The 21,209-nt window shown below is 60.9% G+C and carries 22 protein-coding genes; 3 read left to right on the plus strand and 19 right to left on the minus strand.

Features of this window, described 5'->3' with window-relative positions; all coding sequences use genetic code 11:
* Positions 1-57: 57 nt before the first annotated feature.
* The 9 genes from FW800_RS02720 to ubiE are packed head-to-tail and all read right to left on the minus strand — an operon-like array spanning position 58 to position 6,027.
* Entirely contained in the window at positions 58-765 is a 708-nt protein-coding gene (locus FW800_RS02720; protein WP_005783988.1) for a 16S rRNA (uracil(1498)-N(3))-methyltransferase, read from the minus strand.
* Positions 762-1,553 (minus strand): twin-arginine translocase subunit TatC, encoded by a 792-nt coding sequence (gene tatC, locus FW800_RS02725; RefSeq protein ID WP_248128476.1) that lies wholly within the window; start codon positions 1,551-1,553, stop codon positions 762-764. Before tatC ends, FW800_RS02720 begins: the two co-directional genes overlap by 4 nt.
* Positions 1,550-1,948 (minus strand): Sec-independent protein translocase protein TatB, encoded by a 399-nt coding sequence (tatB, locus tag FW800_RS02730; protein WP_446436918.1) that lies wholly within the window; start codon positions 1,946-1,948, stop codon positions 1,550-1,552. Before tatB ends, tatC begins: the two co-directional genes overlap by 4 nt.
* Before the next feature lie 10 nt (positions 1,949-1,958).
* Positions 1,959-2,237, minus strand: a complete 279-nt coding sequence (locus FW800_RS02735) for a twin-arginine translocase TatA/TatE family subunit (RefSeq protein WP_005783993.1) — start codon at positions 2,235-2,237, stop codon at positions 1,959-1,961.
* Positions 2,238-2,263: 26 nt separating this feature from the next.
* Complete coding sequence (locus FW800_RS02740; protein WP_003187881.1) at positions 2,264-2,596, minus strand: phosphoribosyl-ATP diphosphatase; 333 nt, start codon at positions 2,594-2,596, stop codon at positions 2,264-2,266.
* Between the two features lie 2 nt (positions 2,597-2,598).
* On the minus strand, positions 2,599-2,991 hold the full coding sequence (gene hisI, locus FW800_RS02745) for a phosphoribosyl-AMP cyclohydrolase (protein ID WP_446436919.1): 393 nt from the start codon (positions 2,989-2,991) through the stop codon (positions 2,599-2,601).
* Between the two features lie 41 nt (positions 2,992-3,032).
* Positions 3,033-4,637 (minus strand): ubiquinone biosynthesis regulatory protein kinase UbiB, encoded by a 1,605-nt coding sequence (gene ubiB, locus FW800_RS02750; RefSeq protein WP_005783998.1) that lies wholly within the window; start codon positions 4,635-4,637, stop codon positions 3,033-3,035.
* On the minus strand, positions 4,634-5,257 hold the full coding sequence (locus tag FW800_RS02755; protein ID WP_005784000.1) for a ubiquinone biosynthesis accessory factor UbiJ: 624 nt from the start codon (positions 5,255-5,257) through the stop codon (positions 4,634-4,636). The genes ubiB and FW800_RS02755 overlap by 4 nt, the downstream gene beginning before the upstream one ends.
* Positions 5,257-6,027: a bifunctional demethylmenaquinone methyltransferase/2-methoxy-6-polyprenyl-1,4-benzoquinol methylase UbiE gene (ubiE, locus tag FW800_RS02760; RefSeq protein ID WP_003171186.1), complete on the minus strand. Its 771-nt coding sequence runs from the start codon at positions 6,025-6,027 to the stop codon at positions 5,257-5,259. The genes FW800_RS02755 and ubiE overlap by 1 nt, the downstream gene beginning before the upstream one ends.
* Positions 6,028-6,172: 145 nt before the next feature.
* Here ubiE and FW800_RS02765 point away from each other — a divergent pair, with 145 nt between their 5' ends.
* The 3 genes from FW800_RS02765 (at position 6,173) to FW800_RS02775 (ending at position 7,924) form a co-directional block, all read left to right on the plus strand.
* Positions 6,173-6,448: a polyhydroxyalkanoic acid system family protein gene (locus tag FW800_RS02765; RefSeq protein WP_005784005.1), complete on the plus strand. Its 276-nt coding sequence runs from the start codon at positions 6,173-6,175 to the stop codon at positions 6,446-6,448.
* Positions 6,449-6,541: 93 nt separating this feature from the next.
* A complete protein-coding gene (locus FW800_RS02770) occupies positions 6,542-6,964 on the plus strand; it encodes a phasin family protein (protein ID WP_122732485.1) in 423 nt (140 codons plus the stop codon).
* Positions 6,965-6,976: 12 nt separating this feature from the next.
* Positions 6,977-7,924 (plus strand): phasin family protein, encoded by a 948-nt coding sequence (locus tag FW800_RS02775; protein ID WP_194439889.1) that lies wholly within the window; start codon positions 6,977-6,979, stop codon positions 7,922-7,924.
* 173 nt (positions 7,925-8,097) lie between these two features.
* Here the strand turns inward: FW800_RS02775 and FW800_RS02780 are convergent, their stop codons facing one another.
* The 10 genes from FW800_RS02780 to FW800_RS02825 form a co-directional block, all read right to left on the minus strand.
* Entirely contained in the window at positions 8,098-8,718 is a 621-nt protein-coding gene (locus FW800_RS02780) for a TetR/AcrR family transcriptional regulator (RefSeq protein WP_005784011.1), read from the minus strand.
* Positions 8,719-8,745: 27 nt separating this feature from the next.
* Entirely contained in the window at positions 8,746-10,428 is a 1,683-nt protein-coding gene (phaC, locus tag FW800_RS02785; RefSeq protein ID WP_446436920.1) for a class II poly(R)-hydroxyalkanoic acid synthase, read from the minus strand.
* A 90-nt stretch (positions 10,429-10,518) separates the two neighbouring features.
* Complete coding sequence (phaZ, locus tag FW800_RS02790; protein WP_005784015.1) at positions 10,519-11,364, minus strand: poly(3-hydroxyalkanoate) depolymerase; 846 nt, start codon at positions 11,362-11,364, stop codon at positions 10,519-10,521.
* 165 nt (positions 11,365-11,529) lie between these two features.
* Positions 11,530-13,209, minus strand: coding sequence for a class II poly(R)-hydroxyalkanoic acid synthase (gene phaC / locus FW800_RS02795; protein ID WP_005784017.1), 1,680 nt, complete (start codon positions 13,207-13,209; stop codon positions 11,530-11,532).
* Positions 13,210-13,458: 249 nt separating this feature from the next.
* The gene (locus FW800_RS02800; protein WP_078820086.1) at positions 13,459-13,836 is read right to left on the minus strand and encodes a gamma-butyrobetaine hydroxylase-like domain-containing protein; all 378 of its coding nucleotides are present in this window, start codon (positions 13,834-13,836) and stop codon (positions 13,459-13,461) included.
* Positions 13,837-13,985: 149 nt separating this feature from the next.
* The gene (gene hslU, locus FW800_RS02805; RefSeq protein WP_003171208.1) at positions 13,986-15,323 is read right to left on the minus strand and encodes an ATP-dependent protease ATPase subunit HslU; all 1,338 of its coding nucleotides are present in this window, start codon (positions 15,321-15,323) and stop codon (positions 13,986-13,988) included.
* 37 nt (positions 15,324-15,360) lie between these two features.
* A complete protein-coding gene (gene hslV / locus FW800_RS02810; RefSeq protein WP_003171209.1) occupies positions 15,361-15,891 on the minus strand; it encodes an ATP-dependent protease subunit HslV in 531 nt (176 codons plus the stop codon).
* A gap of 258 nt (positions 15,892-16,149) precedes the next feature.
* Positions 16,150-16,851, minus strand: a complete 702-nt coding sequence (locus tag FW800_RS02815; protein WP_005784023.1) for an SPOR domain-containing protein — start codon at positions 16,849-16,851, stop codon at positions 16,150-16,152.
* Position 16,852: 1 nt separating this feature from the next.
* A complete protein-coding gene (argS, locus tag FW800_RS02820; RefSeq protein ID WP_446436921.1) occupies positions 16,853-18,589 on the minus strand; it encodes an arginine--tRNA ligase in 1,737 nt (578 codons plus the stop codon).
* Between the two features lie 187 nt (positions 18,590-18,776).
* A complete protein-coding gene (locus FW800_RS02825) occupies positions 18,777-20,996 on the minus strand; it encodes a primosomal protein N' (RefSeq protein ID WP_446436922.1) in 2,220 nt (739 codons plus the stop codon).
* Positions 20,997-21,209 lie beyond the last annotated feature (213 nt).

Genomic DNA, 21,209 nt, shown 5'->3' on the forward strand with positions numbered 1-21,209 from the left:
CTATCGGGAGCAAGCCCCCTCCCACATTAGGACTGCGGTGATGTCGGAGTTTTGATATCAGAACAAGCGGGCGAGCAGGGCGGTGACCGCGGTCTCTACTCGCAGGATACGCGCACCCAGTTGCACCGGTTGCAAACCGGCCTTGGTCAGCAGCTCGACTTCATAGGGAATCCAGCCGCCTTCCGGGCCAATTGCCAGTGTTACCGGCTCATCCAGCCCACGGGGGCAGGCCGGGTAATCGCCGGGATGACCGATCAGGCCCAGGGTGCCGGCAGTCATGGCCGGCAGGCGATCTTCGACAAACGGTTTGAAGCGCTTTTCGATAATGATCTCGGGCAGCACCGTGTCCCGCGCCTGTTCCAGACCGAGGATCAGTTGCTCGCGAACCGCTTCAGGTTCCAGGAATGGGGTCTGCCAGAAGCTTTTTTCCACGCGGTAGCTGTTGACCAGCACGACCTTGGGCACGCCCATGGCCGCCACGGTTTGCAGCACCCGGCGCAGCATCTTCGGGCGGGGCAGGGCCAGCAGCAGTGTCAGGGGCAGCTTTGGCGGCGGCGGTTGGTCGAAGCTGACTTGCAGCTCGGCTTCGCCTGCGTCCAGGCGCAGCAGTTGGGCATTGCCCATCAGCCCACCAATGCGGCCCACACGCAGGTTGTCGCCTACGGCGGCGCGGTGGACTTCCTGCATATGCACCAGGCGCCGATCACGCAGCACCACGCGGTCGGCCGCGATGAAGTCGGCGTCTTCCAGCAGCAGCAGGTTCACGGCTGGGTCGCTGGCGGCTGGTCGTCGTCGGCAGCCTGGTCATCCGGGTGTTCGCCGCGCTTGCTGATCAAGCCGCTGAACAGGATGCCCACTTCGAACAGCATCCACATCGGCACGGCCAGCAAGGTCTGGGAGAAGATGTCCGGCGGCGTGAGGATCATGCCGACCACAAAGCAGCCGATGATCACGTACGGGCGGATCTTCTTCAGATATTTGACGTCGACCACTCCGATCCACACCAGCAACACCACCGCCACCGGGATTTCGAAGGCCACGCCAAAGGCGAAGAACAGCGTCATCACGAAGTCGAGGTAGCTGGTGATATCGGTCATCATCTCCACGCCGGCCGGGGTGGCGGCGGCGAAGAACTTGAAGATCAGCGGGAACACCAGGAAGTAGGCGAAGGCCATGCCGGTATAGAACAGCAGGATGCTCGACACCAGCAACGGCACGGCGATGCGCTTCTCGTGCTTGTACAGGCCCGGCGCAATAAAGCCCCAGATCTGATGCAGGATCACCGGGATCGCCAGAAACAGCGAAACCATCATGGTCAGCTTCAATGGCGTCAGGAACGGCGACGACACGTCGGTGGCAATCATCGTCGCACCGACAGGCAGGTACTGGCGCAACGGTGTGGAAACGAAGGTGTAGATCTGCTGGGTGAAGGCAAACAGCCCGGCAAAGATGATGAAGATGGCCGCTACGCAACGCAGCAGGCGGGTACGCAACTCGGTGAGGTGCGAGACCAGCGGCATGTGCTGGTCGTTTTCCGGTTTATCAGCGCTCATGGGGCTCGCGGCGGCAGTGTAGGGTCATGGGGCGCGGGCGACGCAACGGGCGTCGGCGCAGGCGTTATCGGGGCGGGAACGGCTTCGGCAGGGGACACCGGCGCGATGCTCCGCTCGGCCACCGGAGTGACCGGCTTGGCCGGCTCCTGCACAGGGGAAAGAATCTTGCGCGCCTCCTGCTCCAACGACAGGATATGTTCGTTGTGCAATTGCCGGCGGATCTCGTCGGCACCGATTTCACGTTCAACTTCCTGTTTGATCGCGTTGAAACTGCGTTTCAGGCGCCCGATCCACAGGCCGGCGGTGCGTGCGGCACCGGGCAGGCGTTCCGGCCCCAGTACCAGCAGGGCCACCAGGCCGACGAGTAGCAGTTCAGAGAAGCTGATACCAAACATTAGTCAGTGCTCACGAGTCTTTGCGGGTCGGCTCTTGGACTTTTTCAGCCTGCACGTCGAAGGTACGACGCTCGGTGATCGGCTGAGCGGCCTGCGGGTGCACAGGCTGTGCCGGTGGCACCGGGTTTGCGCTTGGCTCGGCGGGTTTCTCGTCGTCGTTCATGGCTTTACGAAAGCCCTTGATCGACTCGCCGACGTCGGTGCCGAGGTTTTTCAGTTTCTTGGTGCCGAACACCAGAACAACCACCACCAGAATGACGATCCAGTGTTTCCAGTCAAAAATGCCCATGCTGCAAATCCTCAAGTCTTGGTTAATCAGGCGGACGGGCGCGAGGCCTTTTCGGCGTGCCCGGACAAGCCGAAGCGACGGTCCAGTTCATCCAGCACGGCCTGTGGATGCTGCCCCAGTTGGGCAAGCATGACCAGGCTATGGAACCACAAGTCGGCGGTCTCATAGATTACATCGCTGTAATCACCGCTGATTTGCGCGTCCTTGGCCGCAATGATGGTCTCGACGGATTCTTCGCCGAGTTTTTCCAGAATCTTGTTCAGACCCTTGTGGTAAAGGCTAGCGACATAGGAGCTGTCGGCATCCGCGCCTTTGCGGTCTTCCAGCACCTGGGCCACACGGTTCAGGGTATCGCTCATGTTCAGTGTCCTGCCGAATAAATGGCGTGCGGGTCTTTAAGCACTGGGTCCACTGTTTTCCATTCGCCGTCTTCGAAGACGCGATAGAAACAGCTGTGGCGCCCGGTATGGCAGGCGATGTCGCCGATCTGGTCGACCATCAGGATCACCACGTCGGCGTCGCAGTCCAGGCGCATTTCATGCAGCACCTGCACGTGCCCGGATTCTTCGCCCTTGCGCCACAGTCTGCCACGCGAACGTGACCAGTAGATGGCGCGCTGCTCAGTGGCAGTAAGGCTCAGCGCTTCGTGGTTCATCCAGGCCATCATCAATACGCGCCCGGTCTTGTAGTCCTGGGCAATGGCCGGCACCAGGCCGTCACTGTCCCACTTGATCTCGTCCAGCCAGTTTTTCATGTTCGGCTCCGGCAATTTGCGACAGTGTATAACCGGATTGGCTATCGACGCACGATCAGATAAACACCCACCGCCACCATGATTCCGGCTGGCCAGTGACCGAGTTGATTCAGCGGCCCGCCGATCACCAGCATCACACCGCCCACCAGGTGCGCGGCGCCGAGCAGGCGCAGGAACCAGTCGTCCTTGCGCTTGCGCCAAGGCGGCTCGGGGTCTTTGGCGTGGGGCTGGGACATGCGCTCCAGTAGGTCGCGGGTCATGTTGGCCAGGTGCGGCAGTTGTTCGAACTGGCTGTGCAGGTTGCCCAACATGGTCTTCGGGCTCATCCGCTCACGCATCCAGCGCTCCAGGAACGGTTGCGCGGTGTTCCACAGATCGAGGTCCGGATACAACTGACGGCCCAGGCCTTCGATGTTGAGCAAGGTTTTTTGCAGCAGCACCAACTGCGGTTGTACTTCCATATTGAAGCGCCGCGCCGTCTGGAACAGGCGCATCAGCACCTGACCGAAGGAAATATCTTTTAACGGTTTTTCAAAGATCGGTTCGCATACGGTACGGATCGCCGCTTCGAATTCGTTGAGCTTGGTTTCCGCCGGCACCCAACCCGAATCGATGTGCAACTGCGCCACGCGGCGGTAGTCGCGCTTGAAGAAAGCAAACAGGTTGCGCGCCAGGTAGTCCTGGTCTTCCGGGGTCAGGCTGCCAACGATGCCACAGTCGATCGCGATGTACTGCGGGCTCCACGGATTGACGGTGCTGACGAAGATGTTGCCGGGGTGCATGTCGGCATGGAAGAAACTGTCGCGAAATACTTGGGTAAAGAAGATCTCCACCCCGCGTTCGGCGAGCATCTTCATGTCGGTGCGCTGGTCGGCGAGGGTGGCCAGGTCGGTGACCTGCACGCCGTAGATGCGCTCCATCACCAGCACTTTCGGCCGGCACCAGTCCCAATACACTTGTGGCACGTACAGCAGTTGCGAGCCTTCGAAGTTGCGTCGCAATTGGCTGGCGTTGGCTGCTTCGCGCAGCAGGTCGAGCTCGTCGTAGATGGTTTTTTCGTAGTCGGCGACCACATCCACCGGGTGCAGCAGGCGCGCGTCGGCAGAAAAACGTTCGGCCGCCCGAGCCAGGATAAACAGCCACGCCAGGTCCTGGCCGATGATTGGCTTGAGGCCCGGGCGAATGACTTTTACCACCACCTCTTCGCCGGTCTTGAGCTGTGCGGCGTGGACCTGCGCGACCGAGGCCGAGGCCAGGGGCTCGACATCGAAGCGGCTGAACACCTCGCTGATCTTCTGGCCCAGTTGTTCTTCGATCAGCGCCATCGACTGCTGCGAATCGAAAGGCGGCACACGGTCCTGCAACAGCATCAGTTCGTCGGCGATGTCTTCAGGCAGCAGGTCGCGGCGGGTGGAGAGGATCTGCCCGAACTTGATAAAGATCGGCCCCAGGTCCTGCAACGCCAGGCGCAGGCACGCGCCTCGGCTGAGCTCCAGCTGTTTGCGCGGGAACCAGCGCCACGGCAGCACATAACGCACCGCCAGCAGGAACCAGGGCAGGGGCAGGGCAAACAGCAGGTCATCGAGGCGGTAACGGATTACGACGCGCTGGATACGAAACAAACGGCGGACGGCGAGCAGCTTCATGCGTTATCGCTTGGATCAAGGGAGCGGCTCAGGCGTTCGAAGCGGGCCTCGAGGCGTTCCAGGTCGATTTTGGCCTTGTCGAGCTCACGAAAGCGCGCTTGCGCTTCCCGTTGCCCAACCAGGGTGCGCGATTCTTCGCTCAGGTATTCGGCGAGGTTCTGGTTCAGGCTGGCGAACCCTTGCTGGTACCAGCGCGAGCGGCTGCGCAGGTGCCCGCTGAGCAACTGGGTGGCGACCGGGCCGATCCAGCGCGAGAGTTCGTATTCCCAATCCAGCTCCAGGTCCTGCAGCACGGCGGCCAGGTCCATCAGCACCGCACTGTCGCCTTCCAGCTCCACCTCGGGGCTGTGCAGGATGGCGGTCTTGTTGCGGCTCAGGGCCAGGTGCAACAGGCTGGAGGCCGGTGCACGCAAGGTGCAGTCGGCGTCGGCGGCCCATTGAGTGGCGAGCAGCAAGCCTTCATCGCTGGGCAGGATAAACAGCTGCACAGCGGGGCTGCGGCAGTCGACGGCAATGACTTTGCCGTTCAAGTGCGCGAGCCGTGCCAGGGCGGTGCTGTCCAGGCGCAGAACACGGTTGAGGCCATGTTCGACGCTTGCGAGAAGGCCTGCGAGCAGCATCAGGGTTTGATACCTCGGTGCAAGGCAACGATGCCGGAGGTCATGTTGTGATAGGTCACGCGGTCGAAACCGGCCTCCACCATCATTGACTTCAGGGTTTCCTGGTCGGGGTGCATGCGGATGGATTCGGCCAGGTAGCGGTAGCTCTCGGCGTCATTGGTGATCAACTTGCCCATCAGCGGCATGAAGGCGAACGAGTAAGTGTCGTAGACCTTGGACATCAGCGCGTTGGTCGGTTTGGAGAATTCCAGCACCAGCAGGCGGCCACCCGGCTTGAGGACACGCAGCATCGAGCGGATCGCGTCCTCCTTGTGAGTGACGTTGCGCAGGCCGAAGGCGATGGTCACGCAGTCGAAATGGTTGTCGGGGAACGGCAGCTTCTCGGCGTCGGCCTGGACGAACTCGATATTGCCGGCCACACCTTTGTCGAGCAGGCGATCGCGGCCGACCTTGAGCATCGAACCGTTGATATCGGCCAAAACCACCTGACCGGTGGGGCCGACCAGTTTGGAGAACTTGGCGGCCAGGTCGCCCGTGCCGCCGGCGATATCCAGTACCCGGTTGCCGGTGCGTACGCCCGACAACTCGATAGTGAAGCGCTTCCACAGACGGTGCATGCCGCCGGAAAGCACGTCGTTCATCAGGTCGTACTTGGCCGCCACGGAGTGAAACACCTCAGCGACTTTTTCCGCCTTTTGGCTTTCCGGGACGTTCTTGAAGCCGAAGTGAGTGGTGGGTTCGGCATCGCTGCCTTTGCGCTGATCAGTCATATCGCTGTCACCAAAAGAGAATGCGGGACATGATAATCCCCAAGGCCTACTTTGTCTTGGCAAGGCTGCAGGTAAGATAGAGGCTCACCGAGGCCATTTGCCGCATGGCGGGTGTTCCGAGTCGTTATAAAGAGGAGTCATTGCAATGGCCCGTATTACCGTTGAGCGTGAACATACCCTGGGAAAAGAACAGGCGCGGGCCAAGGCTGAGCAATTGGCGCGCAAACTCGAGGATAAATATGGTGTGGAGTCTTCATGGGCCGGCGATACCCTGAAGCTGAAACGTTCCGGGGTTAAGGGCACGGTCGCGGTGGCCGATGACTCGCTGCGCATCGAGGTAGAACTCGGCCTGTTGATGTCGGCCATGAGTGGCACGATCAAGTCCGAAATCGAAAAAGCCTTGGATAAGGCGTTGGCCTGACTTAGGGTGCCGATTCTAATTTTAACCCCTACTTTGTGCCCAAGCCCTCAACTCCTGCGGGCCGTCCTCCACCCTTTTTGCGTGAGGTGCACCATGGCCAAAGTTATTTTGAAGAAAAAAATCGACGTTCAAACCACCCCCCTGAGTGAGGTTAAAAGCTATGCCCGCAAGATCTGGCTGGCGGGCCTTGGTGCCTATGCAAAGGTCGGCAACGAGGGCGGCGAATACTTCAAAGAGCTGGTCAAGAGCGGCCAACGCGTTGAAAGCAAAGGTAAAAAAGTTGTAGTTGAACAACTTGATGCCGCCAACAGTCAGATTGATCAAGTAAAGAGTAACGTCTCCGGCGTCAGGGGCTTGGTTGAAGTTCAGCTGGATAAAGTTGAAAAAGCTTTTGACACGCGTGTTGCAAGTGCCTTGAATCGAATCGGCATTGCGTCTAAACATGACGTGGAGACACTCTCTGCTAAGCTCGAAGAGCTGACGGCATTGCTCGAACGTGTCGCGCGTAAACACTAAGGAGACATCGGGATGGCTGTTAAAAAGACTACTCAGAAAGAAGGCAGCTCGTGGGTCGGGGAAGTTGAAAAATATTCCCGCAAAATCTGGCTTGCTGGTTTAGGCGTGTACTCGAAGGTTAGCAGTGACGGCGGTAAATACTTCGAGACTCTGGTCAAGGACGGCGAGAAGGCCGAGAAGTTGACCAAGAGCACAGTCGGTAAAAAAGTGGACGCGGCCAAGGCAACCGCCGGTTCCGCCAAGTCGAGCATTTCTGACACTTGGGGCAAGTTGGAAGAAACCTTCGACAAGCGCCTCAATAGTGCAATTTCGCGACTGGGCGTACCCAGCAAGGCTGAATTGAAGACGCTGCACAGCAAGGTCGATACCTTGACCAAGCAAATTGAAAAACTGACCGGCGCCAAAGCGGCTCCTGCCAAGACCGCCGCGGCCAAGCCTGCAGCAAAACCGGCTGCCAAACCTGCGGCTAAAACAGCCGCTGCAAAACCCGCCGCGAAAACTGCCGCCAAGCCTCTGGTTAAAGCCGCCGCCAAGCCGGCTGCAAAACCCGCTGCCAAGGCACCAGCCAAAGCCGCTGCGAAACCTGCGTCCAAGCCAGCGGCTAAAACCGCTGCCGCCAAACCGGCCACCAAGCCTGCCGCTAAGCCAGTGGCCGCTAAAGCCGCCGCGAAACCTGCGGCTAAACCGGCTGCCAAACCTGCGGCTAAAACCGCTGCTGCCAAACCTGCTGCCAAGCCCGCTGCTGCGAAACCAGCAGCCAAGCCTGCGGCCAAACCTGCAGCGGCCAAAAAGCCTGCGGTAGCGAAAAAACCGGCAGCAGCAAAGCCTGCCGCAGCGGCCAAGCCGGCAGCGGCGCCAGCACCGGCCGCTTCTACCGCCAACTCGGTGTCCGCACCGACGCATACGGCTGCTACCCCGACTGCAACGCCGGTCACCCCGACGCCATCCAGTCAGTCCTGATTTTTCCGGGACACAAAAAAACGCCCGGTCTGCGAAGACCGGGCGTTTTTTATGCAAGCCTAAAAAACGCTGCATTTCCAATGTGGGAGCGGGCTTGCCCGCGATGGCGGAGTGTCAGTCATATAGGCATTGGCTGATCCAACGCTATCGCGGGCAAGCCCGCTCCCACATGTTTAATCAGTGTCATCCAGATATTTCAAGGCGAACTTCTCAGTCGCCTTCCGCGCCGTCGGTAACAGATGGGGGGCCACCAGCATCATGATCTGGTACACCACCACTCGCACCTCACCCTCACGGTCTAGAATCCGTTGGTAATCCAGGGAAAACAGCAGGGTCAGGGTGATCTGTTCCACCAGCTGTCCCAGTGCCTGGGTGTCACTGACCAGTTGCCCCGCGGCTTTCAACCGCGCTAACAATGAGGCCAGGGTGCGCTTGAGCGCCGTGAGCAGGTTGCGAATGCCCTTGGCCAGCTTCGGCAGGCGCCCGGCCAGGTTCGACAGGTCCTGGAACAGGAAGCGGTAGTGGGCCATGCGCTCGACAATCAGGTGCAGGAACAGCCAGTAATCCTCGGCCTCCAGTTGCGCATTGGCGGGAGGATCGAGCAATGGTGCCAACTCGCATTGAAAGCGCTCGAACAGCCCCAGCACCAACGGCTCCTTGCCGTGGAAGTGGTAGTAGAGGTTGCCGGGGCTGATCCCCATTTCATTGGCCACCTCCATGGTCGAGACGTTCGGTTCGCCCTTGTGGTTGAACAACTGCAAGGCACATTCAAGGATACGGTCGCGGGTCTTCATCCAGTCTTCTTAATGTGATCGTTGAGCTCAACGCACCCGCACATAAGTGCCTGGCGCTGCTTCCATCGGTGGGTAGTTCTGGTTGCCCAGGGCGGTAAGCGTTTCGCGTTGTACCCCGGAGCGTTGTTGTATCCATTCCAGCCACTGCGGCCACCAGCTGCCTTCGACATGCCGGGCGTCGTAGTACCAGGCACGCGGGTCACTGCTCAGCTTGAGGTTCTCGACGTAGTTGGCCTTGGGGTTGCCCGGCGGGTTGAGGATGCTCTGGATATGCCCGCTGTTGGACAGCACAAAGCGCCGCTCGCCGCCCAGCAGTTGGGTGGAGCGATACACCGCGTCCCACGGTGTGATGTGGTCGTTGATCCCGGCCACGCTGAAGCTGTCCACCGTGACCTTGCGCAAGTCGATGGGCGTGCCGCACACCTCCAGGCCGCCAGGATGGCTCAGGGGGTTGTGCTTGAAGAAGTCCAGCAGGTCGCCGTGCAAGGCGGCGGGCAGGCGCGTGTTGTCGTTGTTCCAGTACAGGATGTCGAAGGCCGGCGGCTCCTTGCCCAGCAGGTAATTGTTGATCCAGTAGTTCCAGATCAGGTCGTTGGGGCGCATCCAGGCAAACACCTTGGCCATGTCACGGCCGTCCAGCACGCCCTGCTGGTAGGAGCGGCGCTTGGCGGCTTCCAGGGTTTGTTCGTCAGCGAACAAGGTTGCGGGGCTGTCGATCTGGCTGTCGAGCAGGCTCACCAGGTAACTGGCGCTGGAGATGCGCCGCAGCTGACGCTTGGCTTGCAGGTGGCCTTGCAGGGCGGCGATGGTCAGGCCACCGGCGCAGGCGCCCATCAGGTTGACCTCGCGGGCGCCGGTGATGGCCCGGCAGACATTCAGTGCCTCCTCCATCGCCGCCACGTAGGTGGACAGGCCCCATTCGCGATGGCGCACGTCCGGGTTGCGCCAACTGATCATGAAGGTTTGCAGGCCATTTTTAAGGGCATATTGCACAAAGCTGTTGGCCGGGCTGAGGTCGAAGATGTAGTACTTGTTGATTTGCGGCGGCACCACCAGCAGCGGCTTGGCGTACTGTTTTTCGCTCATGGGCTTGTACTGGATCAGCTCCAGCAGTTCGTTGCGAAACACTACCGAACCGGGCGTGGTCGCCACCGTCTTGCCGACTTCGAAGGCGTGTTTGCTGACCTGGCGGGGCAAACCGTTGTTGTGCAGCAGGTCTTCGAACAGGTTACTCACGCCGCGCACCACGCTGTTGCCGCCGGAGTTGAGCAACTCCTTGATCGCCAGCGGGTTGAGCAGGGTGTTGGAAGGGGAGACGGCGTCGTTGAGCAGGGCGAAGGCGAACTGCGCGCGCGCGCGATCATCGTCACTGAGGGTGCTGTCATCGATCCACTGCCGCGTCTGTTTCTGCCAGCTCAGATAGGCTTGCAAGCTGCGCCGGTACAGCGGGTTGAGCGTCCAGGTGGGGTCGCTGAAGCGATTGTCCCTTGGGTTGGGCTCGTGCACGGTCTCACCCAGCAGCACACGGCCCAGTTGGCCGCCCAGGGCCAGGGCGTGGCGGGCGGTGTGCACCGGGTTGCGCAGCCCGTGCGCGGCGACGGTGCGCAGGGTTGACAGCAGGTCGCGGCCGCGCAGGCCGGTGATCGCATTTTGTGCGTTGATGAACGCTGCGGGGGTGGGCGCCGGGTTCGTCACGGGTCTTTCTCGCATGAGCCAACACTCCTTCGTCAAGACATCAAGCAGGCACGCCAATCCAGAACCATAGTCGGTTCCTGGCAACTTGCGCGGTGGTGTGGTCCTTCACACCGCCGGTCGCGGATGTATCACTGCACGCAAGCGCTCCTCTTCGAGAAACTTCATGATGATCGGCGCCACCGCTTCAGCCCGGGTGATCAGGAACAGGTGGCCGTCATCGATGATGTGCAACTGCGCATTGGGGATGCGCCAGGCGAGCATGCGCATGTTGACCAGCGGGATCAGCGGGTCATCGTCCCCGGCCAGCACCAGGGTGGGCTGGCGAATCTTGTGCAGCCAATGAATGCTGGTCCAGCCCAGCCCGGCGAACAATTGCCAGTAGTAACCCAGCTTGCCAGCCGAGCGTACTTTGCTGGCATGTTCGGCGGCCAGGTTCGAATCGCGGCGGAACGAGCCGCCATAAATCATCGGCGCGATGCGCACCACATGGGAGGGTTGGATATAACGCCGGGGGCTGGCCATCAGCCACAGCACTTTGGGTTTGCCCGGCACCATAAAGGCCCCGGCAGCTGTGGCCGCCAGGATCAGCTTCTTGCAGCGTTCCGGGTAGTCATAGGCGAACTGCTGCGCCAGTGCCCCGCCCCAGGACACACCCACGGCGTTCACCTGGCCGTAGTCGAGGTAATCGAGCATACGCGCGGTGAGCCTGGCCAGGCCGGGGAAGCGATAGGGCCGCTTCGGCGTCGATGAGCCACCGACACCGGGCACATCGAACGCAATCACTTCCAGGTCCGGGTCCAGGGCCTGGACGAACGGGAACACCAGCTCAAGGTTGGCGCCGATGCCGTTGAAGATCAGCAGCGGGGTCAAGTGCGGCTTGCCCGGGCGTACCGCCGTGCGGATGGTCTGGCCATCCAGGTCGATGGTACGGAAGATGAACGGTTGCGCCATGCTCAAGCCCTGTGAAGTGGTGCTATTGGTCTGTAGGAACCCGGTCAGTGTGGGAGCTGGCTTGCCTGCGATGGCATTCTTTCAGGCAGCGATTAGTGAGCAGGCCCATCGCTATCGCAGGCAAGCCAGCTCCCACATCTGATCTCATTTCAATCACAAGAATGCCTAGCGTTCATGTACATAGGTACCTGGCGCCGCTTCGGCGGCGGCATAGGTTTTACTGCCTAATGTCGCCGGGGCTTTTTTCAACTTTCCCGCCCGTTCCGCCTGCCACACCTGCCAGTGCAGCCACCACGAATCGGTGTGCTTGGTGGCGTTCTCCTGCCACTGCAACGCACTGCCCGACAAGCCCTCGCTGGTCTGGTAGCGCGCCTTGGGGTTGCCCGGCGGGTTGAGGATGCTCTGGATGTGCCCACTGCTGGAGAGCACGAACTCGACCTTGCCGCCGAACAACTGCGCCGACTTGTAGCACGACTGCCACGGCGTGATGTGGTCGTTGGTGCCGGCCAGGGAGTAGATGTCGGCAGTGACCTGCTTGAGGTCAATGGGCGTGCCGCACACTTCCAGGGCGTTGGCGCGTACCAGTGGGTTGTTCTTGAACAGTTCGATCAGGTCGCCATGGAAAGCGGCCGGCAAGCGGGTGGTGTCGTTGTTCCAGAACAGGATGTCGAACACCGGCGGTTCGTTGCCCAGCAGGTAGTTATTGACCCAGTAGTTCCAGATCAGGTCGTTGGGGCGCATCCATGCAAACACCTTGGCCATGTCGCGGCCTTCCAGCACGCCGGCCTGATAGGAATGGCGCTTGGCTGCTTCCAGGGTTTGCTCGTCGACAAACAGCGCCACTTGGGTGTCCAGGGTGGTGTCCAGCACGCTCACCAACAGGGTCAGGGCGTTGACCTTCTTCTCGCCCAGCGCCGCGTAGTGGCCCAGCAGTGCGGTGCAGGTGATGCCACCGGAGCAGGCGCCGAGCATATTCACGTCCTTGCTGCCGGTAATTGCCGTGACCACATCGACCGCTTCCTTGAGCGCCTCGATATAAGTAGAGAGCCCCCACTCGCGCTGGGCCTTGGTGGGGTTGCGCCAACTGACGATAAAGGTCTGTTGCCCATTGCGCAGGCAGAAACGCGCCAGGCTTTTTTCCGGGCACAGGTCGAATACGTAGAATTTGTTGATCTGCGGCGGCACCACCAGCAGTGGGCGCTCGTGTACCTGCTCGGTGATGGGCTTGTACTGGATCAGCTCCAGCACATCGTTGCGAAACACCACCGCGCCTTCGCTGGTGCCCAGGGTCTTGCCGACCTCAAAAGCGCCCATGTTGACCTGGCTCGGCATACCGCCGTTGTGCACCATGTCCTTGGCCAGGTGGGACAAACCGTCGAGCAGGCTTTTGCCGCCGGTTTCAAAGAAGCGCTTGACCGCCGCCGGGTTGGCCGCACTGTTGGTGGGGGCCATGGCTTCGGTCATCAGGTTGATCACGAAGTGGCCACGGCTGATGTCTTGTGCCGGCAGGTTGCTGTCGTCGATCCAGTCGTGGAGTTCCTTGCGCCACGCCAGGTAAGTCTGCAAATAACGTTTGTAGAGCGGGTTCTGGCTCCAGGCCGGGTCGTTGAAGCGACGGTCATCGCCTTCAGGCACCAGTTGGGATTTGCCGAACATCACATTCTTCAACTCGACGCCAAAGTGGGCGACGTGCTTGACGCTGTGCAACGGCTGCTTGATGGCTTGGGTCAGCACCATCTTGGCCGAGGCCAATAAATCCTTTTTGCGTAACGCGATGATCGGGTTCAGCCCCAGGGTGTTTTCCGAGGCCTGGCGTTTCAAGTCATCGTTATTCTTGTTACTCATCTACGACGCTCCATTGTCCGAAAGACGAGTACCGGCGATTGCTGCGCACCCAATTTCGATACACGACACCAGCCTGGTACTGCGACCCGGGTGACCGTTGATACCGCATCGTCAAATGCAGGGAACTTGCCAGCTCCATTGGTTACCCGAGTTTATTTTTTTTCGCAAGCGGGCCGATCATTGGCCACGCGACAGGGCATTCAAGCAGATGAAATTAGAAAATGCGCTCTAAAGACCAAGATGCCTGTGCTAGAGCATCAGCCGCACGACCGACTCACTCGGGTCGCGGGTTTTTCCGGCCGCTTTGAGCTCGGCCAGGTAGTCGGCCCATAGCGCGTCCTGACGTACGGCCAACTGATAGAGGTAGTCCCAAGTGAACAGTCCGCTGTCATGGCCGTCATCGAAGGTCAATTTCAGTGCGTACTGGCCGGCCGGTTCGACCTGGGTCAACCTGACATTGAGCTTGCCGAATTGCAGGATGGGTTTGCCGTGGCCCTGGACCTCGGCCGAAGGCGAGTGAACCCGCAGGAACTCGGCGGGCAGTTGGTAGGTTTCATCCGGCCCGTAAGTCAGGCCAAGGGTATTGGAGGTTTTGTGCAGGTTTACTGCAGTAGGAAACTTGACCATATGGGATGCTCCTGAATAAACCGGCTTGAAAATGTGGGAGGGGGCTTGCTCCCGATGGTGGTGTGTCAGTCAGCTCATCTGATACTGATACACCGCCATCGGGAGCAAGCCCCCTCCCACATTTGAAGCAAAGCAGTTCTGTGTGAGGCTTACAGGATATAACGAGACAAGTCTTCGTTCTGCGCCAATTCGCCCAAGTGGCTGTTGACGTAGTCAGCATCGATCTTGATCGCTTCACCATTCTGCGCACCCGCCATGTCGCCGGCACTGAACGACACTTCCTCAAGCAAGCGCTCAAGCAAGGTATGCAGGCGTCGGGCACCGATGTTCTCGGTCTTCTCGTTGACCTGCCAGGCGATTTCCGCCAAACGCTTGATACCGTCCGCCTGGAACTCGATACCCAGGCCCTCGGTTTTCAGCAACTCACGGTACTGCTCGGTGAGCGAGGCGTGGGGTTCGCTGAGGATGCGCTCGAAGTCGCCAGGGGTCAGTGCCTTGAGTTCCACGCGAATCGGCAGGCGGCCTTGCAGCTCGGGTACCAGGTCGCTTGGCTTGCTCAGGTGGAACGCACCGGAAGCGATAAACAGAATGTGGTCAGTCTTGACCATGCCCAGCTTGGTGTTGACTGTGCAGCCTTCGATCAGCGGCAACAGGTCACGCTGCACACCTTCGCGGGATACATCGACGCCACCGGAGTTGCCACGCTTGGCCACTTTGTCGATCTCATCGATAAACACGATGCCGTGCTGCTCGACCGCTTCCAGGGCCTTGGCCTTGAGTTCTTCCTCATTGACCAGGCGGCCGGCTTCTTCGTCGCGCACCAGCTTCAGCGCTTCTTTCACCTTGAGCTTGCGGCTTTTCTTCTTGCCCTTGCCCATGTTGGCGAACAGGTTCTGCAACTGGCTGGTCATTTCTTCCATGCCAGGCGGGGCAGAAATATCCACGCCGGACACTTCAGCCACTTCGATCTCGATTTCCTTGTCATCCAGCTGGCCTTCACGCAGGCGCTTGCGGAACAGCTGGCGAGTATTGGAATCCGACGACGGTGCGGCGTCTTCGTTGAAACCCATGCGGGCCGGTGGCAGCAGGGCGTCGAGGATGCGCTCTTCCGCTGCGTCTTCGGCACGGTGGCTGACCTTGGTCACTTCCTGTTCGCGCAGCATCTTCAGGGCGGCATCGGCCAGGTCACGGATGATCGACTCGACATCACGGCCCACGTAGCCGACTTCGGTGAACTTGGTCGCTTCGACCTTGATGAACGGGGCGTTCGCCAATTTGGCCAGGCGCCGGGCGATTTCGGTTTTACCGACACCGGTCGGGCCGATCATCAGGATGTTCTTGGGCGTTACTTCAACACGCAGTTCTTCGGGCAGTTGCATCCGGCGCCAGCGGTTACGCAGCGCAATGGCAACGGCGCGCTTGGCATCGTCCTGGCCGATGATATGGCGATTGAGTTCATGGACGATTTCGCGGGGGGTCATGGACATAGTGTCTGGCGGCCTCAAGCGGGAATAAGCTTACGGCTTACTCGGCGAGGTCCTGCTCCTCAATGGTCTGGTTGTGGTTGGTGAACACGCAGATATCGCCGGCGATACCCAGAGCGGTCTCGACGATCTCACGGGCCGACAGGTCGGTTTTCTTCAGCAGCGCGCTGGCTGCCGCTTGGGCATAGCCACCGCCGGAACCCATGGCGATCAGGCCATGTTCGGGTTCAACCACGTCGCCGTTACCGGTGATGATCAGCGAAGCATCTTTGTTCGCGACAGCGAGCATGGCCTCCAGGCGGCTGAGGGAGCGGTCGGTGCGCCATTCTTTGGCAAGTTCGACAGCGGCGCGCACCAGGTGGCCCTGATGTTTCTCAAGCTGGCCTTCGAAGCGTTCGAAGAGGGTAAAGGCGTCGGCGGTAGCGCCTGCGAAACCGGCAAGTACCTGGCCGTGGTACAGGCGACGCACTTTTTTCGCGTTGCCTTTCATCACGGTGTTGCCCAGGGAAACCTGGCCGTCGCCGCCCATGACAACTTTGCCGTGGCGACGTACTGAAACGATGGTGGTCAAGGGGAGAGTCTCCACGCAGCGGGGCGAAAATGCCCTGATGAGAACACATATGGGGGTGGCGGGGGGGATTTCAACCGTAGGACGGGTGCGCGGACGAGTGGTGTTTATTGATCCGACACCTATTCAAGAACACCGCAAAACCAAATGTGGGAGGGGGCTTGCTCCCGATCGCGGTGTGTCAGTCGCTGAATATATTGACTGATATACCGCCATCGGGGGCAAGCCCCCTCCCACATTAGCCCTGCTATGTCTTCGAAATCAGCGGCTCTGGCGCTGTTGTAACAACAGATTGCTAAACCCGGCCCCGGCCAATTGTTTCTGCGCCACGGTCAGTTGCTCACGGTTGCTGAACGGCCCCACCAATACGCGATACCAGGTCGCGTCCTTCACCGTGCCGGACTCAACCGAGACCGATTGGCCCAACAGAATGATCTGTGCACGCACACGATCGGCATCCGCCTGTTTCGGGAACGAGCCGGCTTGCAGGAAGAACTTGGTCACAGGCGCGGCCTTGGTCGCTGCCACTGGCGGTGCTGGCGGCGGAGTGATGCCGGCCAGTGCAGCCTGGGCGCGAGCCGTATCGATTTTCGCCGCTTCCGCTGGGGTTACGGGCGTGGTCGGCACTTGCGGGGTCGGCAGGGTTTTCTCCGGCACGGCGTCGGGCGGCACGATCACTTCCGATTCCGGCAGCAGCGTGTAGAAGTCGTATTTCGGCTTCACCGGTGCGGTCGGGCTTGGCGCAGTCTTGTTGGCCTCGGCAATTTTCGTGGCCTTCTGCTGCTCCTGTTTGACGCGCTTGACGTCATCGCCCTGGCCAGGCTCCAGCTTCATCAGAAACACAACGAAGGCACCGACCGTCAGGCCGATGGCCATCCACAGCCAGCCCGGGATCGGCTGCTTCGCCGGGGCCTGATAACGGCTGGCGCCGCGTTTGGGTGCAGGTTTTTTCTTGGCAGCCAACTTACATACGCTCCAGAGTTTCCAGGCCCAAGAGTTCCAGGCCTTGCTTGAGGGTGCGTCCTGCCAGGGCGGCGAGGCGCAGGCGACTTTGTTTCTGGGCTTCGTCGTCGGCGGTGAGGATAGGGCAGTTCTCGTAGAAGCTGGAGAACAACCCGGCCACTTCATACAGGTAGGTGCACAGAATATGCGGCGTGCCTTTGTCGCCTACGCTGTTGAGCACTTCACCGAACTGCGCAAGCTTGGCCGCCAGTTCCTGTTCATGGGCGGCGTCCAGCACGATCTGGCCTTCGACTTCGCTGAAGTCCTTGCCCAGCTTGCGGAACACGCCGGCCACGCGGGTGTAGGCGTACAGCAGGTACGGCGCGGTGTTGCCTTCGAAGTTGAGCATCAGGTCGAAGTTGAAGCTGTAGTCGCTGGTGCGGTGCTTGGACAGGTCGGCGTATTTCACTGCGCCAATGCCCACCACGCGGGCGATATTGCGCAGGTCGGCCTCGGCCAGCTCCGGGTTCTTTTCCTTCACCAGGCTGTAGGCACGTTCCTGGGCTTCGGTCAGCAGGTCGATCAGCTTTACGGTACCGCCGTCGCGGGTCTTGAATGGGCGGCCATCGGCGCCGTTCATGGTGCCGAAACCCATGTGTTCCATGTGCATCGGGTGGGTGACGAAGCCGGCACGACGGGCCACTTCGAACACTTGCTGGAAGTGAAGGGCCTGGCGTTGGTCGACGAAGTACAGCGCCCGGTCGGCCTTGAGCACGCCGCTGCGATAGCGCACGGCAGCCAGGTCGGTGGTGGCGTAGAGATAGCCGCCATCGGCCTTGACGATGATCACCGGCAGCGGCTCGCCGTCGGCGGTCTTGAATTCTTCGAGGAACACGCACTGCGCGCCGTTGCTCTCGACCAGCAGGCCCTTGGCCTTGAGGTCGTTGACCACGTTGATCAGGTCGTCGTTGTAGGCGCTTTCGCCCATCACGTCGGCCATGGTCAGTTTCACGTTGAGCAGTTCGTAGATTTCCTGGCAGTGGGACAGGGAAATCTCACGGAAGCGGTTCCACAGCGCCAGGCATTCCTGGTCGCCGGCTTGCAGTTTGACCACCAGGCCACGGGCGCGGTCGGCAAACTCTTCGGATTCGTCGAAGCGCTTCTTGGCGGCGCGGTAGAAGTTTTCCAGGTCGGCCAGCTCGTTGCTGGTGATCGGGTTTTCCTGCAGGTAGGCCATCAACATGCCGAACTGGGTACCCCAGTCGCCGACGTGGTTCTGGCGGATCACGGTGTCGCCGAGGAACTCCAGCACCCGCGCCACACCGTCGCCGATGATGGTGGAGCGCAGGTGACCGACGTGCATCTCTTTGGCCAGGTTCGGCGCCGACAGGTCGATGACCACGCGTTGGGTGTCGCCAGCCTTGTGTGCGCCGATTTTGACATCGGCCAGGGCTGCGTCCAGGCGCGAAGCCAAGGCCTGGGTGTTCTGGAAGAAGTTGATAAAGCCCGGGCCTGCGATTTCGGCCTTGGTGACACTGGCGTCAGCCGGCAGTGCCGCGATGATTTTTTCCGCCAGGTCGCGCGGTTTCATGCCTGCCGGCTTGGACAGCATCATCGCGATGTTGCTGGCGAAGTCGCCGTGGGTCTTGTCGCGGGTGTTCTCCACCTGGATCGCCGGCGACAGGCCTTCAGGCAACACACCTTCGTTGACGAGTTGGGTGAGGGCTTGTTGGATCAGCTGGCGAATGGTGTCTTTCATGGTGTTCTCTTTCGACCGCAAGCGGCGGCGCGCGATGCGCAGGTGGAAAAACTGGGCATTATCCGTGGCGAGGGCGAGCTTGCCAACCGTTCAGACTAGATGGCGGACCTGCGGGCCTCATCCCGGGCAAGCCCCCTCCCACATTTGAAGGTGTTCACATTTCAAAATGTGGATGGTGGCTTGCCTGTCAATACAAATCTACCGGGTCCACATCCAGTGACCATCGCACTTGTCGGCCGCTGGGCATTTGCTCCAGCTCAAGCATCCAGCTACTTAGCAGGCGATGCAGCGGTGCGCGAGAGGTTGCCTGCAAGAGTAGCTGAGCCCGATAACGTCCGGCGCGACGCTCCATGGGCGCAGGCACCGGGCCGAGCAGTTCGATACCGGTCAGGCCCAACTCGCCCAGCAAGCGTTCAGCAACGCTGCAGGCTTGATCGAGGAAACCTTCGGCTTGGCCGGGTTTGTGGGCTTCGGCACGCAGCAACGCCAAGTGCGCAAAGGGTGGCAAGCCGGCAGCGCGGCGTTCACTCAAGGCCTGCTCGGCGAAGGCAAAATAGCCTTGTTCCGTCAGTTGAATCAGCAGCGGGTGGTCGGCCAGGTGCGTCTGGATAATCACCCTGCCCGGCTCTTCGGCCCGTCCGGCGCGCCCTGCCACCTGCACGATCAACTGCGCCATGCGTTCGCTGGCGCGGAAATCCCCGGAGAACAACCCGCCGTCGGCATCCAGGATCGACACCAGGGTCACCCGTGGGAAGTGGTGCCCTTTGGCGAGCATCTGCGTGCCGATCAGAATGCACGGTTGACCTTTCTGAATGGTGGCAAACAACTGGTTCATTGCATCTTTGCGCGATGTGCTGTCGCGGTCGACCCGTAGCACCGGGTAATCCGGGAACAGAATGCCCAGACGCTCTTCGGCGCGCTCGGTGCCGGCCCCTACCGGGCGCAGGTCGACCTTGCCGCACTGCGGGCAATGGCGTGGCACCCGCTCTACATGACCGCAGTGATGGCAACGCAATTCGCCGTGGCGCTGGTGCACGGTCATGCGCGCATCGCAGCGCTCGCACTCGGACATCCAGCCGCAGTCATGGCACAGCAGTGTCGGGGCAAAGCCGCGACGGTTGAGAAACACCAATACTTGCTGGCCCGCGGCGAGGGTCTGGCCGATGGCCTGTTGCATCGGACCGGAAATACCGCTGTCCAGCGGGCGGCTTTTCACGTCCAGGCGCAGGAAGCGCGGTTGTTTGGCGCCGCCGGCGCGCTCGTTCATGCGTAGCATGCCATAACGGCCGGTGTAGGCGTTATGCAGGCTTTCCAGGGACGGCGTGGCCGAACCCAGCACAATCGGGATGTCTTCCTGGCGTGCGCGTACCAGCGCCAGGTCGCGGGCGTGGTAACGCAGGCCTTCCTGCTGTTTATAGGAGCCGTCGTGCTCCTCGTCGATGATGATCAGCCCGGGGTTTTTCATCGGGGTGAACAGCGCCGAACGGGTGCCAATGATGATGTCTGCCTCGCCGTCCCGCGCTGCCAGCCACGACTCCAGGCGCTCACGGTCATTGACCGCCGAGTGCACCAGGGCGATGCGCGCGTTGAAGCGCTGCTCGAAACGCGCCAGGGTCTGTGGGCCCAGGTTGATCTCCGGGATCAGCACCAGTGCCTGCTTGCCGGCCTGCAGGGTTTCGCGGATCAGTTGCAAATACACTTCGGTCTTGCCGCTGCCGGTGACGCCAGCCAGAAGGAAGGCGTGGAAGCTGTCGAAACCGGCGCGAATCGCCTCATAGGCAGCGCGTTGCTCGGGGTTCAGCGGTAGCTCCGGCTGGGCCAGCCAATGTTCGTGGCGTGGGTCTGGGGCGTGCTTGCGGATTTCCACCTGCACCAGTCCCTTGGCCAGCAGCAGGTCGAGGCTGTCCTTGCTCAGCATCAGCTTGCTCAACAACTGGTGGGCCACGCCATGGGGGTGCTGGGCCAATGTGGCCAGGGCTTCGCGCTGGCGCGGGGCACGGGCGATGCGCGGGTCGTCGAGGCGCGCGCCGGGCACCATCGACCAGAAACGCTCCTGGCGCGCTTCGGCCAGTTCGCCCTGGCGCAGCAGCACCGGCAGCGCCCAGCTCAAGGTATCGCCCAAGCTGTGCTGGTAATACTGCGCAGTCCACAGGCACAGCTTGAACAGTGCCGGCGGCAGTGGCGGTGTGGCGTCGAGGATGGCCAGGGCCGGCTTGAGCTTTTCCGCCGGGACCTCGCTGTGGTCCGTGACCTCCACCAGGATGCCGATCATTTCCCTGCGCCCAAACGGCACACGCACGCGCATCCCCGGCTGCAACTGCGTCCGCAGCACTCCAGCCGGGGCCCGGTAATCGAACAGGCGGCGCAGGGGGGAGGGCAGGGCTAGGCGCAAAATGGCGTCGGGCACGCGGGGCATCTCATATAAAGGCAGGCAGTGGTGCAGGGGCGCGAGCCTAGCAGAGCGGGGAGGGCTTGGGTATGCCATGGTTTTCTGATGAAAGGAGGTTTTTGGTCAGCAGCGCCGCTTGCGCGTTTAAAAAGGTCTGGTAGAATCCGCGGCCTAATTACGTGCGGTATTCGACAATAGTGTCGAGTGGCGGCACGCTAGCCCGAGGAAGTG

The organism is Pseudomonas sp. 910_23, from assembly GCF_052850795.1.